Here is a 15,518-nt window from a genome sequence, read left to right as displayed (position 1 = left end):
GCCATTGAGCGGCCACCGAGGCACCCGTGCCATCCAAGTGATGGTGGAGTATGCACCATCAACCGGAGGACTGGCTTTGTGGATGCAGCACCATGATGTCGATGACCGCCCCGAGGTGGCGATTATCGCCAATGACGGTAACAGCGTCTTTTACGGCCCCTTATTCGCACAGCGACCACTGGAAGAGCAGGTGGGCTTGGTCGCGCATCAGGTTCTGCATGTGGCTTTGCGTCACAGCCAGCGCCTGGAAGAGCTGCGCCGCCTGATCGGTGAGGTCGACCTGCAGCTCTACAACATCTGTGCCGATGCCATCATCAATAGCAGCCTGAGCCACCTGCCCTGGCTTCAGCTACCCGCCGGCTCTGTGTTCCTCGAGGCGCTGCTCGAGGAACACCTACACATCCGCGAGAGCCCCGAATCCTCGCTGCTGCAATGGGACGTCGAAAGCCTCTACCGCCGCTTCACCCAACGGGGTACGACCCCCACCCCCAAACGGGGTACGACCCCTGTGGATAAGTGGGGTCGTACCCCATTTCAGGAGGATGGGTATCTGGCTGATCGCCTGCGGCGTTCGGGTGCGGGGATTCTCGCGGATCTCTTGCCGGCGGAGGAGTCTGAGGCGGCGGAGGATAAGGCCGATCATACGCGCGAGTGGCGCGAGCGCATGGTGCGCGCCCATGCCGGTGATGGCGAGTTCTCCATGCTGCGGGCGTTATTGGCGGATATGCCGCGGCTGCGTACGCCGTGGGAACACATCCTGCGTACGCGGGTGGCCCGGGGCCTGGCGCGCTTGCCAGAAACCTCATGGTCTCGGCCGGCACGGTCTTGGTTAGCCAACCAGGGACGTACCGCAGGCGGGCGGCGGCTGCCTTGGGAGCCAGGCCGGGTTAGTGCTCGCAAGGTGCCACGCTTGGCGCTGATCGTCGATGTTTCTGGGTCCATTGACGAGGCCTTATTGGCACGTTTTGCGACTGAGGTTGAAGCCATTGTGCGGCGTACCGAGGCCAGTCTCACCTTGATCATTGGCGATGATCATGTGCGCGCAGTCGAGACTTTGGAGTTGGGTCGGCGACGTTTAGAAGATATCGTGTTTGAGGGAGGCGGCGGCACGGATTTTTCGCCCCTGTTGATCGAAGCTGAGCGTCACGGCCCGGATATGTGTTTGGTACTCACTGATCTTCAAGGTCCAGCCGACTATCAACCCGGCTGCCCAGTGCTTTGGTTGCTTTCCCCGCAGTTTGCCAAAACCAAGCCGCCTTTCGGAGAAACCCTACCGCTGATCGATTAGTTGGTCTGAGCGCTCACTTGGTTCAGGGCATCAGCCGCTGTATTTCCCAGCCGTCTCCCAACGGGGTGTAAACCAGTCGATCATGCAGACGGTTTTCCCGCCCTTGCCAGAACTCAAAACGCTCGGGAACCAGACGATAACCAATCCAGCTCTCGGGACGTGGGATAGGCGGGGCAGGGTAGCGCGCTTCGACCTCAGCAAGGCGCTGTTCTAATGCCTCTCGGCTTTCCACCGGGTGACTTTGCAGCGAGGCCACCGCGGCCTGCTGGCTGCCCAGTGGTCGGCTGGCAAAGTATTCATCGGCCTCGGCCGCTGAGAGCTTTTCCACTTGGCCTTGCACCCGAATCTGGCGCTCAAGCGGTGCCCAAAAAAACAACAAAGAAGCATAAGGATTCACTTTAAGTTCTTCGCCTTTTTGGCTGATATCATTGGAATACCAGCAAAGACCTTTCGCATCAACATGCTTAAGCAGCACCGCCCGTGCGGAAGGCCTGGCCTGCGCATCAGCGGTGGCGAGAATCATCGCCGTGGCATCGGGTTGATCAGCCGCATCATCCAGCCAGCGCCCGAGTTGCAGCAAAGGATCAGGGCTGAGGTCACTGCGGTCCAAGGCTCCGCGGGTATAGCTGCGCCGCGTCTGGCGGTGGTCAATTTGGGCCATACATGTCATCCATATGATGTTTTTAACGGTTAGCTCGTTTGATGATTTCCCGCGCCGCACTGCGGCCTGACAGGATGGTAGGCGGCACGCCCGGGCCGGGAACTGTCAGCTGACCGGCATAGTATAGGTTGTCTAGGCGCCGACTTTTCAGGCGAGGTTTTAATAAGGCCGTTTGTTTGAGGATATTCGCCAGACCATACGCGTTGCCGCCGAAGGCGTGGTAATCACCGACAAAGTCCTTATGCGCATAGCTGCGCGCATAAATGACATGTGGCGCCACATCAAAGTCCACCATGCGACTGATACGCTCAAGCGCCAGTCGTTGGTAATGTGCCCGGGTCGCCTCCGTGTCCTCAAGACCTGTGGCCACAGGAATCAGCACCATCAAGTTTTCCATACCCTCGGGGGCAGTACTGGGGTCGGTTTTTGAGGTGACGTTCAAGTACAGCGCTGGATGAGTTGGCCAGGCGGGTTGTTCATAGATCTGCGCTGCGTGGGCCTCAAAGTCGGCATCAAACAAGAGCGTGTGGTGCAATAGCCCCGGCAGAGGTCTGTCGATACCCAGGTAGAAAATCAGCGCCGAGGGTGACATGACTCGGTTTTGCCAATAACGCGCGCTGTACTGCCTGGATTGGGCTGGCAGCAGTTCTTGTTCGATATGGTGATAATCTCCGGCGCCTAGGACAAAGTCCGCGGGAAAATGCTGGCCATCAGCCTCAACCCCCGTTACTTGGCGCCCCTGAGTGTGAATGCTGGTCACCTCGGTATCGAACATAAACTCAGCACCCATTTCCTCGGCCAGTTGGTGCATGGCTTTGACCAACTCAAACATGCCGCCCTTGGGATACCAGGTACCCAAGACCAAGTCACCATAATTCATCATGCTGTAGAGGGCTGGCGTGCTCTTGCCCGTACCCCCTAAAAAGAGGATGGGAAACTCCAGCAGGCGATGCAGTCGCGGGTGCTTGAAAAACCGGGATACATGACTGCGATAGGATCGGAGCAGATGCATGGATGAGAGGTATTTCAGTAGGCGAGGATCGGCAAACTCCATAAACGACAAACAGGGTTTGCCCGCAAATTCGCCAATACCCACCTCATATTTGATCTTGGCCTCATCCAAAAAACGCGCCAAAGCGGCTCCGGCGCCCGGTTCAATCGACTCGAACAAAGCCATGGCATCGGGCACGCGCGCGGGCAAATCCACCACATCGTCAGGCCCAAATAAGATCCGATAGGAAGGGTCAAGTCGCTCTAGGGAAAAATAATCGGCGCAGCGGCGACCAAAACCGGCAAAAAAATCCTCCATGACATCCGGCATCCAATACCAGCTTGGCCCCATGTCAAAGGTGAAACCTTCCGCCGAGAATTGCCGCGCGCGACCTCCTGGGATGTCATGCTTTTCCAGCACCGTGACCCGCATTCCGGCCTGCGCCAAGGTGGCTGCGGCCGCCAGCCCAGCAAAACCAGCACCGATAATGACGGCGCGTTGCGAAGAGGCAGTGCTATTTATCATTGAGGTGGGGATGCTTACCCAGCGGCGACTTTTAACGCCTCAGCGCGGTCGGTGCGCTCCCAACTCACGCCCAAGTCCTCACGACCGAAATGGCCGTAAGCGGCGGTTGGGCGGTAGATGGGCCGCTCGAGATCCAGCATGGTGAGAATGCCGTAGGGACGCAGGTCAAAGTGCTTGCGCACCAGCTCGGTCAGACGGGCTTCATCGATCTTGCCGGTGCCGAAGGTCTCGACACTGATCGAGGTGGGCTCGGCCACACCAATGGCGTAAGACACCTGAACTTCGCAGCGATCCGCCAGCCCCGCGGCAACGATGTTCTTAGCGACATAGCGGCAGGCATAAGCGGCCGAACGGTCGACCTTGGAGGGGTCCTTGCCAGAAAAGGCACCACCGCCATGCCGTGCCATGCCGCCGTAGGTATCGACGATGATCTTGCGCCCGGTCAGACCGCAGTCTCCCAGCGGTCCACCGACAATGAACTTGCCCGTGGGGTTAATATGAAAACGCGTATTTTTATGCAGCCAGCGCTCGCCTAAAACCGGCTTGATGATGGTTTCCATCACGCCTTCGTGAAGCTCTTTATCAGAGACATCCGGGCCGTGCTGGGTAGAGATCACCACCGCATCAATGGCCACTGGCGTGCTGCCTTCATAGTGGAAGGTGACTTGGCTTTTGGCATCGGGACGCAGCCAGGGTAGGGTGCCGTTTTTGCGCACTTCGGCCTGGCGGCGCATCAAACGATGCGCGAAGTCAATGGGTGCAGGCATCAATGTCTCGGTCTCATTGCAGGCAAAACCAAACATCAGGCCCTGATCGCCAGCGCCTTGATCCTCAGGTCGGGAACGATCGACGCCCTGATTGATATCCATGGATTGCGCGCCCAGAGCATTGAGCACCGCGCAGGTATGTCCATCAAAACCCGTGTCAGAGTGGTTGTACCCGATATCCAACACGACCTCGCGCACCAGTTCTTCGAGGTTGATCTGCGCCGTGGATTTTACTTCGCCGGCGACCAGCACCATGCCGGTCTTGGTGACGGTCTCTGCTGCCACACGTGCTTTGGGATCCGCCGCCAGATAAGCATCCAGAATCGCATCAGAGACCTGGTCGCAGAGTTTGTCTGGGTGTCCCTCAGACACAGATTCGGAGGTAAATAAGTAGTTCTTACTCATGAGCGCGGCGCTCCCCTTTGTTTCTTATCGGGCGCCTCAAGTGACACCCCCCAATGGTTTCCAACCGGCAAAGATACCCGAAGCAGTGAGGTCCGGGTAGGTCCGGTATCAAGAAAATGTGATTTCTGCGAAAGGTTGGTTACACTCTCGGCTTCTCGCAATGCGTTGTAATGATTTAAGGAGTGCTTGATGGACCAGGGATCTGGGGGTTGGATACAGGGTTTGTTTGGTCTGATTAACTTGGGCGGCCCGGTTGTTGTGGTTTTGATGCTCATGTCGGTGCTGGCGCTGACCGTGATTTTGCTGAAGATAGCGCAGTTCATGCGCCTGAAAATTCACGATCATGCGGCCATTGATGAAGCCATGATGCTGTGGCAAAGCGGTGATAGCCAAGCGGCTTTGCAAGGCCTGGCGGATGTAAAAAATCCCGCTGCTGGCGTCATCAGTCATGCGATAAATGGACAAGTAAAGGCGCAGCTACCCGAGCCTGTGTTACGCGAAGAAGTGATGCGCCAGGCTTCTGAGGTTTTACAGTCGCTGCGTTCCCAATTTCGTACCCTGGAGGTGATCGGCACGCTGTCCCCGTTACTCGGATTGCTGGGAACGGTTTTGGGGATGATTGCGGCTTTCCAACAATTGGAGTCGGCTGGCGCGCGCGTCGATCCCTCGATCCTATCGGGGGGGATTTGGGTGGCTTTGACCACCACGGCTGTGGGTTTGGCGGTAGCCATTCCTGTTGTGGCGGTGCTCAATGGCCTCGAGCGTTGGGTGGACGGATTTCGCCACCATTTACAGGATTCTTTGACGCGAGTGTTTACCCAGGCGGCGCGCTAAAGCATGCAGCTGGAAGCCCCTAAACCTAAGGGTCGCGCCATGATCAGCCTGACGCCGCTGATTGATGTGGTGTTTATCCTGTTGGTATTTTTTATGCTGGCCACCAGCTTTTTGGATTGGACGGCTTTGCCTTTAAGCGTTCCCGCGCAGTCCGCTGCCCCTGTCTCGGAGGTAGTTGTGCTCAATGTGCGTATCGATGCCGAAGGCCAGATTTTTGTTGATAATGTCCTGACTGAGCGGTCAGTCTTGGGTGCTGAGCTCAGCTCGCGGGTGGCGGATGAGCCAGAACTGCACGTTCTAGTAAAACCCGATCCTGCGGTGGATCTGCAAATGCTGGTGAATGTCGTCGATGCGGTGCGTCTGGCGAGCCCGGGCTCAATGAGGTTGGCGCGATGATTCGTCTCTCTGAAGCAGTCACCGCTCGCCACGACGATAACCAGATGATCCCATTGATCAACATTGTGTTCTTGCTGCTGATTTTCTTCATGGTGGCCGGCGTTCTCGAGGCGCAGAATATACTGAATGTGGATCCGCCTGATTCGGTGGTGACTCAAGCCTCGGATGAACGCGATATTTTGGTTTTGCTGGACGCTCAGGGGCAGACCGCCCTCGATGAGACGATAGTGCCGCTGGATTCCCTGACCGAGGCCGTGCGCACGCGCATCACAGCGCTGGGTGGTGAGACTGACGCTCTTCGTGTGCACATTAAAGCAGATGCCTCAGTCACGACCGAGCAGCTACTGATGCTGATGGACCATTTGCGGGATGCTGGAATTCAACGCATCACTCTATTGGCTGTGGTTGGGAATGGGCTATGAGGCGCATCACGGCGCGTCATTGGGCCATTGCCGCAGGGGTGGCATTAGCGCTGCATATTGTGGTGTTGGTGTGGTGGTATCGCATGCCGCCGACCACCGCAGCTGGCGCGATTGATGAGGGTGCTGGCGGCATCGTGATTGATTTGGCACCGGCGGTCGAGGCTATGCCGGAGCCTGAACCGGAGCCCGAGCCGGAGCCGGAACCCGAGCCGGAACCGGAGCCTGAACCCGAGCCTGAACCCGAGCCGGAACCCGAGCCTGAACCCGAGCCGGAACCCGAGCCTGAACCCGAGCCGGAACCCGAGCCGGAACCGGAACCGGAACCGGAGCCGGTGGTGCAGCCTCCGCCGCCACAGCCTGTGACGCCACCGACGCAATTCGTGCCAGAAGTTGAGGGCGGTCAGGCCCTGGATAGGGGTGGTGATCTGCAGGCCCGCGAAGATTACACCCGAACGATTCAGGCTTGGCTAGATCGACATAAACAGTACCCGCGTCAAGCATTGCTGCGGCGACAATCCGGCGTTGTCATGGTGTTTTTTACCGTGAGCCGACAAGGTGAAGTACTGGCAACGCGTATTGATCAAAGTTCTGGGCATCGCCTTCTCGATGACGAGGTTGAGGAGCTGTTGCAACGCGCTTCTCCGTTGCCTCCTATGCCTTCACACTTGTCTGGCGATCGCTTCGAAGTCGTCGTGCCCATCGCTTTTTCACTGATGTGAGGCATGTCGCTATGATTGAGGCGCGGGGGGGCATTCTGTTAATCTATCGTGCCATCTGGCGCGCTAGCGTCATCACTTCGGGTTAACCACTTTCATGACGCGTTTTATATTTATTACGGGGGGTGTGGTCTCCTCCCTGGGCAAGGGTATTGCTGCTGCCTCACTGGGTTCGATTCTCGAGGCGCGCGGACTGAAAGTTACCATGATGAAGCTGGATCCCTACATTAATGTGGATCCTGGAACCATGAGTCCATTCCAGCATGGCGAGGTCTTCGTCACCGATGATGGGGCTGAGACCGATTTGGATTTGGGGCATTACGAACGTTTTGTGCGCCTGCGCACGGCGCGGCGCAACAATTTCACTACCGGACAAATCTACGAAAATGTGATCCGCAAGGAACGCCGCGGCGATTACCTGGGCGGCACGGTGCAGGTCATCCCGCACATCACCGATGAGATCAAACGCAGTATCCGTGAGGGTTCGGAAGGCGCGGATATCTCGCTGGTAGAGATTGGCGGTACGGTGGGTGATATCGAGTCGCTGCCATTTTTGGAGGCGATCCGACAAATGGGTGTGGAGCTGGGGCGGGAACATGCACTGTTTGTGCATCTTACGCTCGTGCCTTATATCTCGGCAGCGGGTGAGATTAAAACCAAACCCACGCAGCATTCGGTGAAAGAATTGCGCTCCATCGGCATTCAGCCTGACATCTTGCTGTGCCGCTCGAATCAAACCTTGCCCGAGGCGGAGCGGCGCAAGATTGCTTTGTTCACAAACGTCGAGGAAAAAGCAGTGATCTCGGCGATAGATGTCGACAACATCTACAAAATTCCGCTTTGGCTGCATTCCCAAAAGCTTGATGAGATTGTGCTCCGGAAACTGTCCGTAGAGGCCCCAGCAGCGGATCTCAAGGAGTGGCGGGAAGTGGTGAATGCCATGGAGTTTCCAGAAGCTGAGATCAGCATCGGCATGGTGGGTAAGTACGTGGAGCTGACGGAGTCCTACAAGTCGCTCAATGAAGCGTTGACCCACGCCGGCATTCACACGAGCACTAAGGTGAATATTGAATATATCGATTCCGAGAAGCTGGAAACTGGTGATGAGGAAGCGCAGAAGGCCTTGGCGGCGGTGGATGCCATCTTGGTGCCCGGCGGTTTTGGTTCACGCGGCGTGGAAGGGAAAATCAATGCCGTGCGCTATGCACGTGAGAAGCGCGTGCCGTATCTAGGCATTTGTTTGGGCATGCAGGTGGCGGTCATTGAATATGCGCGTCATGTGGCGGGGCTAACTGGCGCGCACAGCACGGAATTTCAAGGTGATACGCCCCATCCAGTGATTGCCCTGATTACCGAGTGGCAGGGAGCCGATGGGCAAATCGAGCAACGCAGTGCCGATGATGATCTCGGCGGAACCATGCGCTTGGGAGCGCAACAGGCGCGGTTGCAATCGGGTACGCTGGCTCGCGAGACCTACGCCGAAGAGATCGTTTCTGAGCGACATCGCCATCGGTATGAATTCAATAATCAGTTTTTAGAACGCTTGGAGCAGACGGGTCTGGTGATCTCGGCCAAATCCATGGATGACAGCTTGGTGGAGATGGTGGAGTTGCGCGACCACCCCTGGTTTGTGGCCTGTCAGTTCCATCCGGAATTCACCTCGACACCGCGCGATGGACATCCCTTGTTTTCCGGATTTATCCGCGCCGCTCGTGTGCATCACGATAAGCGCCAAACCTTGAGTCAAGCCTGATGAACTTGTGTGATTTTACCGTTGGCAATGACCTGCCGTTTTTCCTGATCGCCGGGCCTTGCGTGATTGAGAGCGAGGCAATGGCCTTTGAGACCGCAACGGCCTTAAAGACGATGACCGGGGATCTGGGGATTCCGTTTATCTATAAATCTTCGTTTGATAAAGCCAACCGCTCATCGGCCAGTAGTTACCGTGGGCCGGGCATGGCAGCGGGCTTAGAGATCTTGGCCAAGGTTAGGGCGCAGCTGGATGTGCCGATTTTAACCGATGTTCATGAGGACACGCCCATTGATGAAGTCGCGGATGTGGTGGATGTGCTGCAAACGCCGGCCTTCTTGTGTCGTCAAACCAACTTTATTCAGCGTGTGGCGCAGGCCGGTGTGCCGGTAAATATCAAAAAGGGGCAATTCCTCGCGCCCTGGGATATGGCCAATGTTGTTGAAAAAGCCCGTGCCACAGGCAATGAGCAGATCATGGTTTGTGAGCGGGGTGTGTCATTTGGTTACAACACCTTGATCTCGGATATGCGCGGATTGGCGGTGATGCGTCAGACGGGTTGTCCCGTGGTGTTTGACGCCACGCATTCCGTGCAACAGCCCGGGGGGCAGGGCACGGCATCCGGAGGTCAACGTGAATTTGTGCCTGTACTGGCGCGCGCGGCCATCGCGTCGGGTGTCGCAGGTTTATTTATGGAATCCCATCCGGATCCCGATCGTGCCTTATCCGATGGGCCTAATGCTTGGCCATTGGGGAAAATGCGTGAGCTCTTGCAGATTTTGATGGAGTTGGATTCAGTGGTTAAGCAGAATGAATATCCTGAAGATCAATATCTTAGGGCTGAAGTTTAATTAAATTGGTTAATTATGATAGGCGAAACAACCGATGACTGAGATTGCAGATATCAGGGCCCGCGAAATCGTCGACTCGCGCGGCAATCCCACCGTCGAGGCAGATGTGCGTCTCACCACGGGTGCTATGGGGCGCGCCGCCGTGCCTTCAGGCGCATCCACCGGATCGCGCGAGGCTTTGGAGCTACGCGATGGGGGCAGTCGCTATTGTGGGAAGGGCGTGCAAACGGCCGTGGCGCATATTAATGGCGAGATCCGCGAGACGTTGCTGGGCATGAAAGCCACCGACTTAGCGGTAGTTGATCAGCGCATGCGTGATTTGGATGGCAGTGAGAACAAAGGTCGGTTGGGTGCTAATGCCTTGCTGGCCGTTTCCATGGCCTTAGCGCATGCCAATGCCGATGATGAGGGTGTGCCGCTGTATCACTATTTGGGTGGGCCTGAGGCGCATATGCTGCCCGTGCCGATGATGAACATCATCAACGGTGGTGCGCATGCCGATAACAGCGTCGACATGCAGGAATTCATGATTTTGCCGGTGGGTGCCAGCAGTGTGGCCGAGGCCATTCGCTATGGGGCGGAAGTGTTCCATGCCCTGAAAAAAGTATTGTCTGGGCGCGGATTATCCACGGCGGTGGGGGACGAAGGGGGTTTTGCCCCAGATCTACCTTCCAATGAGGCAGCCATTGAGGCCATCTTGGAGGCCATTCATCAGGCGGGCTTTGTGCCGGGTAAAGATATTTATTTGGGATTGGATTGCGCGGCATCTGAGTTTTTCAAAGAAGGCCGTTATGAACTCGCCTCCGAAGGTAAGTCTTTGGATGCGGCGCAGATGGTGGATTATCTGGCACATTGGGTCGAACAGTACCCCATCATCACCATCGAGGATGGCATGGATGAGAGCGACTGGGCGGGCTGGAAGCAGTTAACCGAGCGATTGGGTGCACAGGTGCAGCTGGTGGGTGATGATTTGTTTGTCACCAATACCGAGATTCTGCGCCGGGGCATTGATGAGGGGATTGGTAATGCCATTCTCATCAAGCTCAATCAGATTGGCACCATGACCGAGACGCTAGAGGCGATCAAAATGGCCCAAGAGGCGGGATTTGCTGCCGTGATCTCGCATCGCTCGGGTGAAACCGAGGATGTCACTATCGCTGATTTGTCGGTGGCCACTGGCGCCGGTCAGATCAAGACCGGCTCGTTGTCGCGTTCGGATCGCGTCGCTAAGTACAACCAGCTGATTCGCATTGAAGAAGCGCTGGGTCATGCGGCGCGTTATGCGGGTCGGGCGGCTTTTAAGAACCTTTAGGGCGTTTTTGCTAGACTCTGAGCATGCGACTGGTCCTGATCGGTTTGGCTTTGGTGGTGCTGGGTTTGCAGGCCAAGCTTTGGTTTGGTGAGGGCAGTATCCCCGAGGTCTTGCAGCTACGCGTTGCGGTAACCGAGCAAGAGGCCAGCAATGAGCTGTTGCGCCTACGTAATCAGGCGCTACAAGCTGAGGTGGATGATCTGAAAACCGGTTTGGATGCCATTGAGGAGCGTGCGCGCTTGGAAATGGGCATGGTGGGTGAGGGTGAGACCTTTTTCCATATTGTCACCCAGCCGCGTCAGGAGCCCTGATGGCCACTGAAAGTCGTTATTGGGCGGTGATTCCGGCCGCCGGTGTGGGTCAGCGCATGCAGGCCGATCGCCCTAAGCAGTATTTGACTTTGGCCGGCAAAGCCGTTCTAGAACGTAGTGTGCAGCCGTTTTTGATGCATTCGGCGATTGCTGGTGTGGCCTTGGCGCTACAGCCGCATGATCCTTGGTTTGCTGAGTTAGATATCCGAGCGTCCAAGCCTTTACTGATAGCGCCAGGTGGCGCAGAGCGTTGCCATTCCGTGTGTCATGCCTTAGAAGTTTTGCTGGCCTCAGGCGCCCAGGAGCAGGATTGGGTGTTGGTGCATGATGCCGCCCGTCCGTGTCTGTCGCAAACCGATCTAGACCGATTGATCGAGGCGCTGAGCGATGATGCGGTGGGCGGCATCCTGGCCTCGCCCGTTGGGGATACTCTGAAACGGGATGACGGCGCGGGGCAGATTGCGCAGACGCTGGATCGCACCGGTGTTTGGCGGGCGCTGACGCCGCAGATGTTTCGTCTAGGTATGCTGCATCAAGCCTTGAGCTCGGCCATTGCCGGCGGGGCTTTGGTCACAGATGAGGCCGGTGCGATGGAGCGAGCGGGCTATGCGCCCAAGTTGGTTGCAGGCAGCGCGCGTAATATCAAAATTACCCGGCCGGAAGATCTTGAGTTGGCGGAGTTTTATTGGAGATCGAAGCAATGAATCTGCGTATTGGTCATGGCTATGATGTGCATGCCTTTACCGAGGGGAATCACTTGGTTTTGGCCGGAGTGCGTGTGCCGCATGACCGTGCTTTCAAGGCTCATTCGGATGGAGACGTGCTCGCGCATGCGGTCACTGATGCGATTTTGGGCGCAGCGGCCTTGGGTGATATCGGTCAGCATTTCCCAGACACAGATCCCGCCTACGAGGGTGTCGATAGCCGGATCCTGCTGTGTCAGGTTGTGGCGTTAATCAAAAGCCAAGGTTTTGAGATCGGCAATATCGATGCCACGATTATCGCTCAGGCGCCAAAAATGGGGCCGCACATCCCGCAGATGCGCGCGCACTTAGCGAAAGATTGCGAGATCCCCGTCGAGCGGGTCAACGTCAAAGCCACCACCACCGAACGCCTGGGCTTTGCTGGCCGCGAAGAAGGCATCGCCGCCCACGCCGTGGTCTTAATAACAAAAAAGGGGACGGATTTATTTTTTTAACAAAAAATAAATCCGTCCCCTTTTTTGGTCCCCTTTTTGCATTATTTGTCGAGGTACTGCAGTTTGTCGGGCTTACCGTTCCAGTCATCGGCGTCGGGCAGGGGATCTTTCTTGCGGGTGATGACCGGCCACTGCGGCGAAAGCTCGGCATTCAGGTCGATCATGTGCTCTTGACCCTCGGGTACTTCGTCTTCCGGAACAATCGCATTCGCTGGACATTCAGGCTCGCATAACGAGCAATCGATGCACTCATCCGGGTCGATCACCAAAAAATTGGGGCCCTCATGGAAGCAGTCAACAGGACAGACTTCCACACAATCGGTGAACTTACAGCGAATACAGTTTTCCAGCACGACAAAGGTCATAGCCCATCTCCATTGAATCTGGCGTGGCAATCAATCCGGAATAATATAGATACGCGCCGGAAATTTCGACAATAACCCCGGTTAGCACAAGGCCTTGAGCTGATACCATAGCTCCAGCGCTTGACGCGGTGTCATTTGATCGGGATCGAACTCATCGATGAGGGGGCGCAGTCGCTCCCAACGTTCCAGCTCGGCTTGCAGTTCAGCATCGAGGGCAGGCGGACTATCAAATAAGCCCAATTGCGGCGTCGGCGCTTGGCTGGATCCTGCCGGGCCAAAGGCTTTGGCCTCCAAGTGTTGCAGATGCTGACGGGCACGACGAATCACCGCGCGGGGTACGCCCGCCAGAGCTGCCACATGCAGCCCATAGCTTTGGTTAGCCGGGCCTTCTTTGACGGCGTGTAAGAACACCAGTTGTTCGCCATGTTCCACGGCATCAATATGCACATTCACCACGGCGGGTAACGCCTCTGGCAGACTGGTGAGCTCGAAATAATGGGTGGCAAACAAACACAAAGCCCGATTGGTCTTGGCAAGGTATTCGGCGCAGGCCATGGCCAGGGATAGGCCGTCAAAGGTACTGGTACCGCGTCCGATCTCATCCATTAATACCAGGCTGTTTTCCGTGGCGTGATGCAGGATATGCGCGGCCTCGGTCATCTCCACCATGAAAGTCGATCGCCCAGAGGCCAGATCATCGCTGGCGCCAACCCGCGTAAAAATCCGATCAATCGGGCCGATGTGTGCCTGGCGCGCAGGAACATAGCTGCCGATGTGCGCCATCAATACCACCAGAGCGGCTTGGCGCATATAGGTCGATTTGCCGCCCATGTTCGGGCCGGTAACGATCAGCATGCGGCGTTCATCATTCAGGCGCAGATCATTGGGCACGAAGGGTTCATCCAAAACCCGCTCCACCACTGGATGCCGTGCTTCCAACAGCTCGATGCCCGGCTGGTGAACGAGTAGTGGCCGGGTGTAATTGAGCGCCTCGGCACGTTCAGCAAAATTCACCAACACATCAATCTCAGCCAGGGCCATGGCCGTTTGCCGCAAAGCCGGCAGTTCGGGTTGCAGGCCCTGTAGCAGGTCTTCATAAAGCTGTTTCTCCCGCGCCAAAGCCCGCTCGCGTGCCGACAGCACTTTGTCCTCAAAGCTTTTAAGCTCAGGCGTGATGTATCGCTCAGCGCCTTTAAGAGTCTGGCGGCGCTGATAGTCCTGCGGCACGCTATCGGCATGTTGGCGGCCAATCTCGATGTAATAGCCATGTACGCGGTTATAAGCAACCTTGAGATTATGAATCCCGGTGCGCTCGCGCTCGCGCTGCTCTAAATCGAGTAAAAATTGATCGGCATTTTGCGATAGTTGGCGCAGTTCATCGAGCTCGGCATCATAGCCTTCGGCGATCACACCGCCATCACGAATCAACACCGGGGGTTGGCCGATAACGGCGCGAGTCAGCAGCTCAAAACTCACTGGATTGGCGCTCAAGTCCTCGGCAAGAGCCCGCCAGCGATCGGCTTGCAGGGGGTCGAGTTGATTGCGCAGCGCCGGTAAGGCGCCCAAGGTATCGCGCAGCGCCGCCAGATCTCGGGGTCTGGCTGAGCCCAGGGCAATACGGGTGAGAATGCGCTCGATATCGGCAATGCCAGCAAGCAATGTCTGCAGGCCGGCAGCAGCGGCTTGGGCAATAACCGTTGCAACCGCGTCATGGCGGGCGCTGATCATGGCTTTGTCACGCAGAGGTTCGTGTAGCCAACGTGCCAGCAGACGCGAACCCATAGCCGAGCGCGTTTGGTCCAATACCGCATATAGAGTGTGATCTTGGCCACCGGCGAGATTGCGGGTGAGCTCTAGATTACGGCGGGTGGCGGCATCCAGCGTGATGCCTGATTCCAAGCGGCGCACCTGAAGGCCATCGATATGCGGCAGCGTAGATTTTTGCGTCTCTTGAGCATACAACAGCAGGGCGCCGGCAGCCGACACGGCCAGCGGCAAATCTTGCGCACCAAAACCGGCCAAATCATGAACGCCAAATTGCCGGCACAGCAGCTCACGCGCCGCCGTCAGCTCATAATGCCAGGGCAGGCGTCGCTTCAGGGCCGGATGTTCGTGGCCCGGAATCTGCTGATCCTCAGATTGCAGATATTCGGCGGGTTGCAGGCGCGCAAGCTCCGCCAGTAGGGCCTCACTGCCACCGAGTTGCTCGATAAAAAACCGCCCCGAGGCCAGGTCCAAAGCCGCTAAACCATAGTGCAGCCCAGCCGGGTCGGCATAGACGCTGACCAAAAGATTGTCGCGGCGCTCATCCAAAAGCGCTTCATCAGTCACTGTCCCCGGCGTAACAATGCGCACTACTTGGCGCTCGACGGGCCCTTTGCTGGTGGCTGGGTCGCCGATTTGTTCGCAGATGGCCACCGACTCGCCGAGGCGCATCAGACGCCCCAGGTAATTCTCCGCGGCATGCACAGGAACGCCGGCCATGGGAATGGCTTTCCCCGCCGATTGGCCGCGATGTGTGAGGGTGATATCCAACAGGCGCGCGGCGCGTGTGGCATCCTCATAAAACAGCTCGTAGAAGTCACCCATGCGGTAGAACAGCAGCACATCGGGGTGCTCGGCCTTGATGCGCAAGAACTGCTGCATCATCGGCGTGTGGGAGGCAAGATCCATGGGGCGTTGTTATATCAGGACGCAGATTGAAGGGTCTAATGTTATCGTTAATA

At 57.0% G+C, this 15,518-nt stretch carries 16 protein-coding genes; 11 read left to right on the top strand and 5 right to left on the bottom strand.

Annotated elements, in window-relative coordinates; translation table 11 throughout:
- Positions 1-4: 4 nt before the first annotated feature.
- Complete coding sequence (locus CKX93_RS00630; protein WP_200799799.1) at positions 5-1,288, top strand: vWA domain-containing protein; 1,284 nt, start codon at positions 5-7, stop codon at positions 1,286-1,288.
- A 22-nt stretch (positions 1,289-1,310) separates the two neighbouring features.
- Here the strand turns inward: CKX93_RS00630 and pdxH are convergent, their stop codons facing one another.
- Genes pdxH through metK form a run of 3 tightly spaced genes read right to left on the bottom strand, consistent with a single transcriptional unit; the run spans position 1,311 to position 4,637 of the window.
- On the bottom strand, positions 1,311-1,949 hold the full coding sequence (gene pdxH, locus CKX93_RS00625; RefSeq protein WP_076754336.1) for a pyridoxamine 5'-phosphate oxidase: 639 nt from the start codon (positions 1,947-1,949) through the stop codon (positions 1,311-1,313).
- A gap of 22 nt (positions 1,950-1,971) precedes the next feature.
- Positions 1,972-3,465, bottom strand: coding sequence for a phytoene desaturase family protein (locus CKX93_RS00620; RefSeq protein ID WP_076754334.1), 1,494 nt, complete (start codon positions 3,463-3,465; stop codon positions 1,972-1,974).
- A gap of 14 nt (positions 3,466-3,479) precedes the next feature.
- Positions 3,480-4,637, bottom strand: coding sequence for a methionine adenosyltransferase (gene metK, locus CKX93_RS00615; RefSeq protein ID WP_076754332.1), 1,158 nt, complete (start codon positions 4,635-4,637; stop codon positions 3,480-3,482).
- Between the two features lie 189 nt (positions 4,638-4,826).
- Between metK and CKX93_RS00610 the strand changes: the two genes are divergently transcribed.
- The 10 genes from CKX93_RS00610 to ispF all read left to right on the top strand — a co-directional run bounded on the left by CKX93_RS00610 (position 4,827) and on the right by ispF (position 12,427).
- On the top strand, positions 4,827-5,471 hold the full coding sequence (locus tag CKX93_RS00610; RefSeq protein ID WP_076754330.1) for a MotA/TolQ/ExbB proton channel family protein: 645 nt from the start codon (positions 4,827-4,829) through the stop codon (positions 5,469-5,471).
- A 3-nt stretch (positions 5,472-5,474) separates the two neighbouring features.
- Positions 5,475-5,867, top strand: a complete 393-nt coding sequence (locus tag CKX93_RS00605) for an ExbD/TolR family protein (RefSeq protein ID WP_076754328.1) — start codon at positions 5,475-5,477, stop codon at positions 5,865-5,867.
- Positions 5,864-6,289, top strand: a complete 426-nt coding sequence (locus tag CKX93_RS00600; RefSeq protein ID WP_076754326.1) for an ExbD/TolR family protein — start codon at positions 5,864-5,866, stop codon at positions 6,287-6,289. Before CKX93_RS00605 ends, CKX93_RS00600 begins: the two co-directional genes overlap by 4 nt.
- Positions 6,286-7,008, top strand: coding sequence for a TonB family protein (locus CKX93_RS00595; RefSeq protein WP_076754324.1), 723 nt, complete (start codon positions 6,286-6,288; stop codon positions 7,006-7,008). Before CKX93_RS00600 ends, CKX93_RS00595 begins: the two co-directional genes overlap by 4 nt.
- A 94-nt stretch (positions 7,009-7,102) precedes the next feature.
- Positions 7,103-8,758, top strand: coding sequence for a CTP synthase (locus CKX93_RS00590; protein ID WP_076754322.1), 1,656 nt, complete (start codon positions 7,103-7,105; stop codon positions 8,756-8,758).
- On the top strand, positions 8,758-9,606 hold the full coding sequence (gene kdsA / locus CKX93_RS00585; protein ID WP_076754320.1) for a 3-deoxy-8-phosphooctulonate synthase: 849 nt from the start codon (positions 8,758-8,760) through the stop codon (positions 9,604-9,606). The genes CKX93_RS00590 and kdsA overlap by 1 nt, the downstream gene beginning before the upstream one ends.
- A gap of 34 nt (positions 9,607-9,640) precedes the next feature.
- Positions 9,641-10,918 carry a phosphopyruvate hydratase gene (gene eno, locus CKX93_RS00580; protein ID WP_076754319.1) on the top strand — a complete coding sequence of 426 codons (1,278 nt, stop codon included), beginning with the start codon at positions 9,641-9,643 and terminating at the stop codon, positions 10,916-10,918.
- 23 nt (positions 10,919-10,941) lie between these two features.
- Positions 10,942-11,229: a cell division protein FtsB gene (gene ftsB / locus CKX93_RS00575; protein ID WP_076754318.1), complete on the top strand. Its 288-nt coding sequence runs from the start codon at positions 10,942-10,944 to the stop codon at positions 11,227-11,229.
- Positions 11,229-11,933 carry a 2-C-methyl-D-erythritol 4-phosphate cytidylyltransferase gene (gene ispD / locus CKX93_RS00570; RefSeq protein ID WP_076754316.1) on the top strand — a complete coding sequence of 235 codons (705 nt, stop codon included), beginning with the start codon at positions 11,229-11,231 and terminating at the stop codon, positions 11,931-11,933. The genes ftsB and ispD overlap by 1 nt, the downstream gene beginning before the upstream one ends.
- Positions 11,930-12,427 carry a 2-C-methyl-D-erythritol 2,4-cyclodiphosphate synthase gene (gene ispF / locus CKX93_RS00565; RefSeq protein ID WP_143339900.1) on the top strand — a complete coding sequence of 166 codons (498 nt, stop codon included), beginning with the start codon at positions 11,930-11,932 and terminating at the stop codon, positions 12,425-12,427. The genes ispD and ispF overlap by 4 nt, the downstream gene beginning before the upstream one ends.
- Positions 12,428-12,468: 41 nt before the next feature.
- Here ispF and fdxA read toward each other — a convergent pair whose 3' ends face one another.
- Together fdxA and mutS are read right to left on the bottom strand one after the other, a co-directional pair.
- Positions 12,469-12,792, bottom strand: coding sequence for a ferredoxin FdxA (gene fdxA, locus CKX93_RS00560; RefSeq protein WP_076754314.1), 324 nt, complete (start codon positions 12,790-12,792; stop codon positions 12,469-12,471).
- Positions 12,793-12,873: 81 nt separating this feature from the next.
- Positions 12,874-15,465 (bottom strand): DNA mismatch repair protein MutS, encoded by a 2,592-nt coding sequence (mutS, locus tag CKX93_RS00555; protein WP_234982765.1) that lies wholly within the window; start codon positions 15,463-15,465, stop codon positions 12,874-12,876.
- Positions 15,466-15,518 lie beyond the last annotated feature (53 nt).

It is taken from the genome of Ectothiorhodosinus mongolicus (assembly GCF_022406875.1).
Taxonomy (GTDB): Bacteria; Pseudomonadota; Gammaproteobacteria; order Ectothiorhodospirales; family Ectothiorhodospiraceae; genus Ectothiorhodospira; species Ectothiorhodospira mongolica.
Note: the sequence above shows the minus strand (reverse complement) of the source record. Positions and strands in the feature narration are given on the sequence as shown.